The organism is Hydrogenophaga crocea (assembly GCF_011388215.1).
GTDB classification, from domain to species: Bacteria; Pseudomonadota; Gammaproteobacteria; order Burkholderiales; family Burkholderiaceae_C; genus Hydrogenophaga; species Hydrogenophaga crocea.
The window spans coordinates 2,950,202-2,961,757 of sequence record NZ_CP049989.1 but is presented as its reverse complement, the minus strand read 5'-3'; the positions used below and the strand labels follow the sequence as shown (position 1 = coordinate 2,961,757).

Genomic DNA, 11,556 nt, shown 5'->3' with positions numbered 1-11,556 from the left:
TAACCCAGGTCGCAAGTTCAAATCTTGCCTCCGCAACCAAACAAACCCAGTGCCAGCTGGTCATCGAATGTTGATTCCAGCTAGCTTTGTCGCAAAACGACAAGGTATGGTTGACAGAATCGCAAGCTGACACAGCGCTAAGTGCTTGATGCCAAACAGAACGGGGTGGGCCGAAGGGCTCACCCCGTTTCTTTTTGGTGGCATATTTCTCTTGAACTTTTCAGCTGGGCAGCTCGAATCTTGCTGGGTCCGAGAGCACGTCGTGCATTGCTCGATAGCGCGGCCCATGCCTGCCGAGGCTCGCCTTCAGGCCTGAATGAAGCTGCAGGCTTTTCTGATTCACAGCCTTGCCTCTGCTGAGCAAGGCACTACGTGCTTGCATGTACACGCTTAACGCATGGGAATATGCATCTCCACTGCGGATTTCGCGTTGAACCCGGTGCTTGGCTGCAAGTGCCTTCGCTAGCACGGGAGCGGCCGCACGTAAGGCCTCTGTTGAGACGCCCAGTGCAGATGCTGCGCGCTTGAATGACGGTGCCTCATCGCATTCCAGTGCATTGGAGAGGTGTTGCCTCATCTCATCCGCGGTAGCTGAGCTACGCAAGTAGGTCCGTCCAAGTCGGTTCTTGAGTTCAACCGCGGTCGCATGTACGTCAGCCGAAACGAAGCGGCCCACAAGCATTGCAGACAAATCTGCCCCGCCGGCGATGCTGAGCTGTACAAGAGGCGCAAGTCCGACAGATGTGTGCTTCTTGAGCCAAGTACAGATGCTTCCCCTCCCTATTCCTGCAGCTCGCGCCGCCGCAATCGTGTTTCCCTCGAAGCGACAGTCCACCACAGCTTTGATTCCCTCGCGAACAGCCGGACCGGTGACAAGTTCGCACTCCTCTTCGCTGAGTGCAAGAACCTTTGAAATGCTGTGGGCGATGGCCAAGTCGACAGAGCCTGCCTTGATGAGAATGGGTGTCTCGCATCGACGCCCTACGCTACCGCAATCAGGGCACACGCCGATAGCGCGCGGCCTGCTCTGAAGAGCGATGCGCTTACCACCCACGCCACCGCAGCCAGTGGATGAATGCAGCTGAACCCCGTGGAGCGGGCAGCAGCTGACGCCTCGGAGTTCCCAAAGAAGCCGACCGTAGGGAATCTCCTGCTCCAGAAGGTCGTTCTCTAGGCAGATGGGGCAATACCGCACCTTCCCCGACTTCTTGAGGTGGATAACGTTGGAAAGTGAAAGGGGGCCACCGAATCTGGCCAACGTCGTCGTAGCCAAGGCCTGGCCGGTCGCCACTTGCAGTCTGTGAATCAATACACGCCCCAGCTCGCTATCTGTGTGGACGCACCATGTACGGGTAATCTCGGACGGTGCGCTAGCACTCATTCCATCGGAGGACGAGCGGAAGAGGTAACTCAGGAGTTGACGCGTCGTGCGGTGATGCGCCAAAGAAATGCGCTCAACTAGGCTACGCAGACTTTCGACCTGGGCGGTTCCCAAGCCGCCTACGGCCATTGGAAAGAGCAGCGTGCGAGGTGACATGCTCGTCATTGCCTCAACCCTCCATCTTGAGCGTCATCTTGGCGAATGCCGCCTCAGTCCAGGCCCCGCTACCGTAGGCTGATGTTGCCAACTTTGCTTCGCCCGCCTCAATCTCCTCGCGGATGGATTCACGCAGCGCAGCGGCCTTCGCTGCGTTCTGCAACATGTAAGGACTGAAAACACCGCCCGCCTCCAGTTGTTGTGAAAGAACGTTTGTCATCAAGTTCTTGAGCAGCCCGACGGCACCGAAGGTGACTTCTTGGAGTTCGTCACTCACTGCATCAAAGGCGGGGACCGCCTCACAAGGCCAGGCTTGCATCAGCCTCTGGATGACAAACTTGAATGCAGCTCGGTCGTCTGCCGTGTCTTTGTAGCGCTGCAGTGCGAAGATGTTGGTCCTCCGGCAGACTTGTCCGCTCTGGACAATGATGTCAAGAAGGTCGAAGCTTCCAATGAGCACGACCTTGCAGCCGACGGTGTTGGCCAGGCTCTTGAGTGTGTCCATCACCGCAGTTGACCTTGCCATGGAAAGCAAGTGCGACGCCTCGTCGATGACCAGAGCCTTGGTCTGGCGATGGCGCAATGCACTCTCGAGCACATTGCGCATGCCCTCAGTCGTTCGACGGCCATGAACGTTGAGCCAAAGGTGCCCCTCCTTGCGGACAACCGCTACTCCGCTGTCTGGGTCGTGCTCGTGCAGTTTGGTCAACGCCAGCCTATACAGCCCCTTGAAGCCCTGCTTCATGTCGCCGCTTTGCCCAGCCTCGACGGTCACAACCGGAATGATTCCCGGGTTTCCCTCGATGTCAGAACGAAACTCGTTGAGAAGCGCTACCTGGAGCGCCTCACTGGCAGCGGTCTTTCCAGCTCCAGTGACGCCGGTAAGGACAAGAATGCTTTCCCCATCAGGTGAGTGGATGTGGCGTAGGAGGTCATTCAGGAGTGTTTGAAGTGCAGGGTGACGAACGCGCGCCTGCTTGAAGCGCTCAAGCGCCTCTACGGCTTCGTGCGAGTCAGAACTCTTGGTATGCGTGGAGCTCCGTGTGGGCACTACAGGGGTTGGGGCAGCGTCAGGGCTAGGAATGATTGCAAGTGGCATATTGATGTCTCAGAAGTTCATTTCACGTCGAAGGGATTGATGTCTCAGAAGTAGGTGTCTCCATCGAGGTCTCTAATGAAGTCGTCGAGACGTTGCTTTGGAGGTAGATGGGCTTTCGGTACTGCGCTGTCCTTCTTCGTTCTGGAGTTCCCTGCAGGGCGTATCACTCGACCCTTCGCGACCGAACCATCGCTCGCCTCCGAGCGCTTGTCCGCGCTCTGCATGGGGACCGAGGCCGCGTTGCTTTCAGAGGGTGCCGAACTGGTTGAATCGGCACCGCTGAACTCGGCAGTCGGCCCTGGTGCATCTATTGCCTCGCTGGCGTTCTCATGCGCACTGCTAGTCGGTCCATCTGCAATAGAACTGTCTTCAACGTAAGCGTCTTCTGGAACCTCTTCCCACCCCAGCAGCGGGGGAGGGAGATAGTTGACGTCAGCTTCATGATTGATGGCTTCTGAGTGCGCTTCAACCATGCCCAATCGAGCGTAAAGTGCGTGCTCAATCATTAGCGCATCTCTGGTCGCCTCATCCCACAGTTCGTGGTCCCACAACTTGACCCGTTTGCTGGAAGTGGCAGGACTGAACTTGTCTTGCTGAGCCAGCCTTCTTCCCTCAGCGCGTTCCTCTCTCGCTTGAACTGCGAGTTCGGGTCGAAATCGACCTTTGAGTCCTGAGCTTTCGCGAGACCTCGCCACCAGCCACTTGTCCCGGTAGCAGGCGTAAACCACCTCAGCGTTCCAAAGCTCAACGCGAACCTCGACGTGTGCAGCGCGAACCCAGCGAGCATCCTTGAAGGCATCGTGCCAGTAGTAGACGCCCTCGACGAAGATGCCGCGTTGGGGGTCGATTTTTCGCGTTGCCACACGCGGGTGTGGAGAAGTGAGCAACTTGAAGAGTTCGTCATAGCGCACCATCCGATGCGCTCGCCGGCCGAGTTCGAACTCTGTCTGTTCATCGAGCTGTGCGGGTGAAACACCCAGTCTGGGGTGAACCCGGTGACGATGAATATCAAAGAGCAGGTAATCAATCTGGCCGTGCAGTGAAGCCAGTGTTGACCTCGCATGCTTCTCTGGGTAGTGCGACGAAGACACCGCCCTGGGGTCCTTCATATGGATGGAGTTGCCTGCGAGTTGCTGAAGCAGTTCGGTCTCTACCGTGCCGAAGAATCGCTCGACTATTCCAGAGTCGCGAGGCTTTGCGCTGCGGCGCCAACGAACGGTGATTCCAAACAGCTTGCAGAACTGAGTCAGGTCATGGCTGTGAAACTCCTTGCCGTTGTCAAGAACGAGAATGCGTGGCAAAACACCCCATCGGCGTACGTAGTCGCGAAGACACATGAAAACGGAGTGAACGCCGGCAGCGCGAAAGCTGATGAAGAAGGCGCGCGCACCGCTGTTGGAACCGTCGACCATGACGGTGAGGACCGGCCTGCTCTGAATGGGAATCCGTCTCCCGCGTACTCTGATGTTTAGCGGAGTGTGGTCGCAGTACGCAACTTCGTGCGGCAGCACACCGTGCACTGGACTGCCGTAGTTGAAAGTCAATGGAATGGGCGCGGTTGCGTAGTCACGACGCTTGCCTTCACGCTGCCGAGTGTTCGTTCGCGGACGTGCCCACTCGAAGAAGCGAGTCCTGGACATGAACTGCACGTTTGCAGCGTTGCAGTCGTTCACGTAGTGGCTGTAGGCAGAACTCAGTGTCTGTTTTATTGGGGTGTTGAAGCGCTCCTTGAGGGTTCTCTCTGCTATCTCGTACGTCTCGGCCGGCAGACGCGGAGTTGCGTTGCCTGCTGTCTTTGGTACGAGCGCAAGCAGTCGCTCATGAGGCGACTCTTTCCCTCGCAGTGCGCTTTGGATGCGTTGCCATGTCCGCTCTGACATGCCACTGTCCGACTTGCCGCGTTCGAATGCGGCAAGGCGCTTGGCTGCTTGAATGAGCTTTTTGTTGGACAGCACCATCTCAAAGGCCGCCGGAACCTCTTCGACTGTCAAGCCTAGAGGTTTGAGCAACTGGTTTTTGTGCAGATGCCGAACAACGGAGAGTTCAAGTTCGATAATTTCACCGGTGGCCCCGTTGACCAAGCTCACTTTCTCTTTCCCAACCAGCAGCACCTTGAACTTCACACCGTCGTAGTCGACCTCGGTGCCTTGCTCAATTTCAAGAATGCTGTCTGGGGAGGTGGGCCGTGCAGACCTTGCTGCCAATCGCTCAGCCAGTACGACGTATTCATCGCGATAGACAAGGAGTTCGTCGGTGTCGATGAGCCGTTCGGTGTAGAGGTCCACGTAGACAGACCCAGACAACACGCTTTGGAGTACATGCTCTGGCTTGAAGCCGTGCTCTTCCAGGAGTTCGAGGTATGGACAGCGCAGCCTCTCTGAGAGCAGAGTTTGGAGTCGGATTGCTTCGTTCTCGGGGACCGGGGGAGTTGAGGCAAGGCTGAAGTCCGCCAGGATGTCGAGGTTGGCGAGGAAGATTCGTGGGTGTTCATCGGCCGACCGAAGTCGGTACGTGATTCCCATGTTCTTGAGGTGTGGCTCTACATATCGGTCCCGCCACGCTCCCTGCTCATCCTTGAAGTAGCGGTGTGGCCTCTCTGACGCCAGGCGCTCCAAGCGCGCCTCTTCACGCCATTCCTCAACGAGGAAGCCCTCATCCGTAATGAGAAGAAGGTCTGGCAGGTGCGAGACGATGGTCTTGCCCTTACCGGCTTCCACCGGGATTGAGAGCTGAAACGGCTGGGGCCACATTTCCAGTGTGCTCTGGTCGTGTTCCCTGATGTACAGGCCCGGCAACTCGCAGGTGCGGCTCTCAGCCATCAGGCCGCGTCCCATCTTCTTGCTCTGAAAGAGGGTTCGTACAGCACCGTTGAGATGCTGCTGCTGCCGAACAGGCGCCAACGCTGTCCCGCGAGCGCTGCGAATCAACGTTCGCCCTGCTGCGGGAGTACGCCACTGAGCAAACAGCTGTTCGACTTCGTGGTCTGAGAGTGGTGGCATGACGGCGCGGAAAACTGAGGTGATGAGCTGCGTCTAGAAACCGGGAGCAGCGTTTTCCTCCATCCACACCGAGTTTGGTGCAACAAAGTGGCACCAAATATATCCATTTGGATTGATGTTAGTCTAAATCGGATTGTTTAGCGCAGAATAAAAAGACACAACGCGTTTTAGACCGCATGCCGAAGCAGCCAAGAGCGCAAGAGCTCGACCCGAATATCCAAAACCGCGAGAACGCCCGCCGCAAGACCTTCTGGGAGGACGAGGCCAGAGCCATCGTGCGTGCCGAGATGGAGCGCACTGGCAAGTCCTACAAACACCTGGAGGCGCTGCTGGCTGGTGTGGGGGTGCGAAACAGCGCCGCGGCCATCATGAATCGCGTCAACCGTGGCAACTTCACCTTCGCGTTCTTCTTGCAGCTGATGGTGGCGATGAACTGCGAGGAACTCGACCTAGTGCGAGTGGCGAGAAGGTTTCGGGAAGTCGAGCGCGATGCTTGACACCCTCGAGCCGGCCGCATGGTGTGCCGCGCCCTGCGACCGCCTACATATGCAGCGCAGCAGCGCAACGCTTGAGTTTGGCGGAGAACTCTTCTAGAACAGGTGCGCTCGAGAGCCCCGTGCTCCCGTCGCATGCGATGAGATTCTCTTGCGCCCAGGGGGGCCACCCCTCAACGTCATCATCAAGCGCCAGCCACTGGCGAGGCCTTCGCCGCTGTACGTCAGCCCAGACCTGCATGCCACGCGGAATGTTCTGGAACGACGCTTGCAGCCAGGTGTCGGCCCCATGAACTCTCCTGTGAAACGTGCCGCCAATAAAGCGTCGGCGTAAGGTTTCAGGGAGGCGCTTGAGAGTCCTCCCGTAACCCGGTCTGATGCACCAGGAGCTGCTCAGAACAATTCGCACCTCAGGGAACGGTTCAAGCGCGGTGACAAGCAACGGGACCCACTCAAAGAGCGTGTGACCAGGTGCAAGGACTGAACTCACGTGAATGCCGCGGCGTGGATGCCATACCACTGCTTCATGTTGGACGACGCCGTCGAGGTCTAAGTACAGCAGGAAGTCGGCCCTTCGCGGCACGTGGACGGAACTTGGTGTCGACGTAGGACTCATCCTTCCAATTTATCGCGATGGCTGCTCGTTTGGCCAACACTCTAGAAGACCAAATCGAAGGCCGAGTACCGGTCGGGACCGAGGTGGATGCATCGCCGGGAAAAACGCCCATGCTTGGTGGACGTCGCTGCTTCAACTAAATGCAGAGGGTGGCACGGTGCGCCAGAGCGTATGAGGTGCGAGTGTCGAATCACGGACATCGATTGCTTTAGGGCCGCGCGTGAAAACCTCGCCAAGCAATGGCGGACGATGGCGTCTCTCTGGGCTCAAGCGCAAACGATAGACGGTTTGAGAATCGAACCGAAAAACGTCCACGGAACCGGGTCCACTTCAACTCCAACTCCAAGGTGCGTTCTGCTACAGGCCTGGGACTCAGCTTTGCGAGACTTCTGGGTCGGGCTTTGAAGGCCCAAGCACCTTCGCCTCAGTCAAGACGCGCCGGTAGAGCGCAAGGAACTGGCTTACCGCTCCCCATGACTTGGTCAGTGGCTTGTTTGTCAGTAGCGCTGCCAAGCACCAAAGCAGCCGCTTGAGGTCACGCTCTACGATGTGTCGGACGTCTGCAAGCGACTCACCCATCGAGTAAGACCGTCCGTCCTCGGCATAGAGCAGTTTGTTGCGGTAGTCGGCCCGCTCCGTCACAAATCGCTTGACCCGGTTGCCCTCCGTGTCGGGTAGCCGCTCCAAGAATGCTTGATACAGGTCGTTGACCACGGTGTCATCGCTCACGTCGTTCTTGGTAATCGCCACGTCGAGTGGATTCACCTCAATGAGTGGCTTCTCCCCGTCTGCGAATATTTGCAATACGACCCGACCACTCTTGACCGCTGGTACCACACGCCAGGATGTCAAGCCCTCCAGCCCAGCTGGCGTGATTCCGTTGAATAGAAAGTCCTCGAACACCAGGGCCATCTGCCCTAGTACTGGAGTGACGGCGAGTTTCACCAAGTGATTCTTCTGCTTGGCCACGAAGTCTCGGTGCTCAGGGAAATGCTCCGAGTTCAGCTTGAGCCACTCGAAAATGGCAACTACCAACTCCTCCTCGGCCGCAATCAACCGTAGGGCGCCCATTTCGTCGTCTACACCCTCCAGGCGCAAGGCTCTCTGCAGGTGGTAGGCCGCCTTTGCAACGCGGGTCTGAACCTTCAAGGGGGCTGCCTTAAGAATTGCAACGACTACAGGCTCGCCTACAAGCCGCTCCAGGTCGCCTGTGTCGATGGCGATGAAGTCGACGCTTGAGTTGGCTGCGTTGTCAGGGGCGTTGCCGTCCATGGCGGCGTTCTAGTCTATGGCGTTGGACTCGTGGCGGTGCGTGCAGGCTGCGAGCCTCGCTCGCTACGGTTACACGACTATTGTGTTGTGCAGTTGCAAGACTATTGTGCTTTGCCATCACAAGACTATTGCGTTGTATTCGCGAGTGGCTTCAAGGCTCTGCTGCCTCATCGCCCAGGGCATACTTCATTGACAACAAAGGTCGGGTGGCATCAGCTTGTTTTGCGCTTAAGCCAGTCCTCCCAGGCCGCTGCCGCCTCAGGGTTCTTTCGTTTCCAGTCGTCGAGTTCTGGACCCTTTAGCCAAGCCGGCTCGCGGCTCCAGTGCATCGACGGACTACCGTCCATTGGTCTTCGGCCGACTTCTTGGGGTTGTGAGGGTGCCGGGCCGGGACGCCTGCTTGTCGCCTCGCCAGGCAGGGGGCGAGCCAGTAGCTCCCGCATCTCGGGGAAGAGAACGCCCAGGAGCGGGTCGAAACGTCGGCTTCGCCTGTACACCGACTCAACACCTCGCTGACCGCAGTCTTCAAGGTCTTGCCAAACCTTCTCCCGCCACTGGGTGACACGCGCACGGTGCTGGGGCTCCAAGTTCGGCTTGTACGCCTTGAGCGCCGTGAGGTAGAGGGTGTGCCAACAAAGCTTGTCCTGCGCCTTCTCGACAAGGGCTGTGTTCAGTACTTGCCAAAGCGTCTCTACGCGGTACCCCCAGGCCGCGTTATCCTGAATCGAGAGCAGACGGTCGAGGACGCTTCCCTGCCACGCGTAGAGAACTGGGTCATCTCCGTGTGCCAACCCGTACGACGCAAGCTCTTTCCCAAGCTCGGCGATGAGCTCACGGGTCGACTCCTGGAGTTGCCTGGCTTCATGGGTTTGGGCATCCTCTGCACGAAGAGCAGCGAGACTCTTCACAGCCGCCAGGTACTCGCTCCGCAGCCGCGCCAATTCCTGCTCATCAGCCTGAAGTTCTAGCTCCAGCTGCGCTGCTCTGGTCGCCGCCTTTTCGTCGAGCCAAGGATGGGCAAGCCACCGCTTCGCGGCCAGTTCATGCACCACCAAAGCTGTGAACTCGGCTCGGGACAGCGTTCCCCCGAGACTCCCGACATTGATTTCGAGAGCCGCGAAGCCTTCCGCGCGGATTCGGTCAAGCCGCTCGGCCGTGATTGCGTTAGTGACCGTGACCTCTATGAGCAAGGTCCCCCGCGCGCCGTCTACGGGGTCAACAAACTGTGCGATGAGGTCGGGACGAATCTGGCCGACCTTTTCTTCTAGCCGAACGTTCGAGAGCTCAAGCAGGCTCTCGTCGCGCCGAGCAACTTCATGGTGCAGCTTTGAGCCGGCGCCGCCGAGATGCTCTCGGAGAACAAGTTCCGGTATCCGCAGGCGCTCCTCTCGCCTGAGGACGTCCTTCGCTAGCCAATGCAACAACGACTCCCTGCCGGCTGTTGGGCCAAGGTCCTGCAACGCTTCGTCAGGAAGCCAGTCCAGAGCGGCAACCGCCTTTGCGGTGGCGAGCGCATGCGCTTGCTCTGCCAGGGATGCGTCCGACCAGTGCTGCCCATGCCAACTCCCGGCCTCCACCAAGAGGTGCAGTCGCCCCTTGAGCTCGTTGGGGTCTAGCGCGGCCAGGGCGGGGTCGTCCATCACGACCTGGACGACAGGATGTAAGGCGCCGTCAAGTTCTTCAGATAGGGAACCCGTGAGCTGAACGACGACAGTCCTGCCGTCCTCGAGCGTCAACAGGGCGCGTACTTGGTCAAGTGGCTTGAAGCTCCGTATGTTCACCGCTTCCGCCGGCTGAGAAATCCATGCGGAGTAAGCGGCACCGCTCAACCCGACAACCTGGGCAGATACGCGCCGAGCAGGGAGCACTACGCGGTCTTGTTTCTCGAGCAGTTCAAGAGCCGCGGCTCGGGCAGTGAGTACGAGGCAGGAGTGCCGGTCAGTGCCATCGGGGTGCCTGAAGTGCGGCCGCCTTCTCCACTCGGTCTTGGCGGCATTCACGGCCGTCAAGGGCTCGCCGCAGCAGTAGCAAACACAGTTGCATTTCGAGCCGCGATGCTTTTCTTCGAGCTCGAAGATGTACCGTGCCTCTCCGGTGTGAATGTCCTTCCCCCACGCCAGGACGAGGTCGCTCAACTGCTGCCTGGGACTGGGACTTCCCGGCTGAATGCTCCAGAACGCAGCTCGGTCACTGCTCATAGGCTGGTCAAATCAGAGGTAGGTTGTCTCAGGGGCGATTGCTGGGTGCTGAGTCCGCAGGAACTCAAAGAGCAGCATGCTCAGCGGGGCGTAAAGTAAATGGCGTCCAGGAGCGCTGCGCGCCCCAACCAGATTTGGACGTCAGCCGCATTGCTGGGCTGGGGATGCCTCCACCAAGCATCGCCTTGCATCGGCTCGATGATGCGTTGCCAGTAATTTCCTAGGTTTGTTGTGCTCGGGCTGACACCAAAGTTCTCGCACAAGTCCTTTCTGTTGGCTGAGTCGATGCACACGAACGTGTCGGGACGCTTCATCGCCAAGAGCCTGGTTGCGGTCGGTAGCCCGCCCACCCTGCCGTCCTGGTCGAAGGCTGCGACAAACGCCTCGCAGTAGCGGTCGTAGTCACTTTGCGTGACCAGTCCCATCAACGGGATGAAGTCGAGGGCGGCGGAGAGGCCTTGAGGCGCTTCGATGACCAGGTTCGCAAACGTCCCACTCGCGCCCATGCTTCCGAAGAGGCCGTAGTCCACTCCCGGCTGTTGGGATTTCTTGCGTCCCAGAGTACCTGCGACCAGCTTGCGGTCGTCTTCGACCCATTCGGCGTAGGAAACGCCGGTAGCGAATAGGGCGCGTGCGTTCGTCAAGACGCCCAGGCGCTCATTGAGAAGGTGCGCCGACGGGTGCGATGAGCTCCGGACCTGCACAAGGTAGTCCGCCCAGCTCATGTCATGTGGCGCACGCTTGGTGTTCCGGTTGAGGGGTAGTCGAACGTCAGCAAACTTAGTCAGTTCCTCTCGCACAACCTCCTTTGCGTCGTACTGATGACGGTACCGATAGAGGAACTCAGGCGAGAGGTCATCGGCGCCGCTCCAAGCTTCCGCAACAAAGCGACTTAGGTCCGCCAGTGCAGCATCCTCGGACGAGCCGTCCAGCAGCACGCTTGCCTCGACGTTTCGACGCATCGCGGCCTTCGTAAGGTTGGGACTCCCGACCACGCAGCGGATGCGTTGCCCGTTGCGAAACAGGTATACCTTCGGGTGAAACAAGTCACCGGTAGGCGGAACGACGGCTGCGGCCGAAAGGGCTGCAGCTCGCTCAAGAACCTCGGGCTGCGTTTGGAACATGTGAGTGCCCACGACGAAGTGCTCGAACTTCTCGCTGTGCTTCATCGCCGCTTCGAAGACTGCGTTCTCGGTAGCCCAGGCGACCGCCCACTGCATGGAATCGCAGCTCTCCACAAGTGCAACGAGAGTCGTCTGTGTCTTTACGCGCGACAAGAACTTCACTTCCATAGTCGTCACTTCTGTTTCTGTTGAACTCTGCCTACTTCGTCTACGGGAC

General features: G+C 58.6%; 8 protein-coding genes and 1 pseudogene. 1 reads left to right on the top strand and 8 read right to left on the bottom strand.

What is annotated here, in order from left to right; translation table 11 throughout:
- Positions 1-220: 220 nt before the first annotated feature.
- From G9Q37_RS21865 to G9Q37_RS13860, 4 genes and pseudogenes are all read right to left on the bottom strand, one after another.
- A complete protein-coding gene (locus G9Q37_RS21865) occupies positions 221-934 on the bottom strand; it encodes a hypothetical protein (protein ID WP_240936392.1) in 714 nt (237 codons plus the stop codon).
- Between the two features lie 156 nt (positions 935-1,090).
- Positions 1,091-1,510: pseudogene (locus tag G9Q37_RS22040) on the bottom strand (TniQ family protein); the annotation flags it as partial.
- Between the two features lie 40 nt (positions 1,511-1,550).
- The gene (locus G9Q37_RS13865) at positions 1,551-2,636 is read right to left on the bottom strand and encodes an AAA family ATPase (RefSeq protein WP_166227959.1); all 1,086 of its coding nucleotides are present in this window, start codon (positions 2,634-2,636) and stop codon (positions 1,551-1,553) included.
- Positions 2,637-2,680: 44 nt separating this feature from the next.
- On the bottom strand, positions 2,681-5,470 hold the full coding sequence (locus G9Q37_RS13860; protein ID WP_166227958.1) for a DDE-type integrase/transposase/recombinase: 2,790 nt from the start codon (positions 5,468-5,470) through the stop codon (positions 2,681-2,683).
- Positions 5,471-5,811: 341 nt separating this feature from the next.
- Between G9Q37_RS13860 and G9Q37_RS13855 the strand changes: the two genes are divergently transcribed.
- Positions 5,812-6,132 carry a DUF6471 domain-containing protein gene (locus tag G9Q37_RS13855; RefSeq protein WP_166227956.1) on the top strand — a complete coding sequence of 107 codons (321 nt, stop codon included), beginning with the start codon at positions 5,812-5,814 and terminating at the stop codon, positions 6,130-6,132.
- A 43-nt stretch (positions 6,133-6,175) separates the two neighbouring features.
- Here the strand turns inward: G9Q37_RS13855 and G9Q37_RS13850 are convergent, their stop codons facing one another.
- The 4 genes from G9Q37_RS13850 to G9Q37_RS13835 all read right to left on the bottom strand — a co-directional run bounded on the left by G9Q37_RS13850 (position 6,176) and on the right by G9Q37_RS13835 (position 11,507).
- Positions 6,176-6,745, bottom strand: a complete 570-nt coding sequence (locus tag G9Q37_RS13850; RefSeq protein WP_166227954.1) for an HAD domain-containing protein — start codon at positions 6,743-6,745, stop codon at positions 6,176-6,178.
- Positions 6,746-7,117: 372 nt separating this feature from the next.
- On the bottom strand, positions 7,118-8,017 hold the full coding sequence (locus tag G9Q37_RS13845; RefSeq protein WP_166227952.1) for a hypothetical protein: 900 nt from the start codon (positions 8,015-8,017) through the stop codon (positions 7,118-7,120).
- A 212-nt stretch (positions 8,018-8,229) separates the two neighbouring features.
- Positions 8,230-10,152, bottom strand: coding sequence for a hypothetical protein (locus G9Q37_RS13840; RefSeq protein ID WP_166227950.1), 1,923 nt, complete (start codon positions 10,150-10,152; stop codon positions 8,230-8,232).
- 143 nt (positions 10,153-10,295) lie between these two features.
- Entirely contained in the window at positions 10,296-11,507 is a 1,212-nt protein-coding gene (locus G9Q37_RS13835; protein WP_166227948.1) for a phospholipase D family protein, read from the bottom strand.
- Between the last annotated feature and the right edge of the window lie 49 nt (positions 11,508-11,556).

Coding starts and splice junctions, on each gene's coding strand:
- G9Q37_RS13865 (WP_166227959.1), bottom strand. CDS start 2,636: ATGCCACTTGCAATCATTCCTAGCCCTGACGCTGCCCCAACCCCTGTA.
- G9Q37_RS13860 (WP_166227958.1), bottom strand. CDS start 5,470: ATGGGACGCGGCCTGATGGCTGAGAGCCGCACCTGCGAGTTGCCGGGC.
- G9Q37_RS13855 (WP_166227956.1), top strand. CDS start 5,812: ATGCCGAAGCAGCCAAGAGCGCAAGAGCTCGACCCGAATATCCAAAAC.
- G9Q37_RS13850 (WP_166227954.1), bottom strand. CDS start 6,745: ATGAGTCCTACGTCGACACCAAGTTCCGTCCACGTGCCGCGAAGGGCC.
- G9Q37_RS13845 (WP_166227952.1), bottom strand. CDS start 8,017: ATGGACGGCAACGCCCCTGACAACGCAGCCAACTCAAGCGTCGACTTC.
- G9Q37_RS13835 (WP_166227948.1), bottom strand. CDS start 11,507: ATGGAAGTGAAGTTCTTGTCGCGCGTAAAGACACAGACGACTCTCGTT.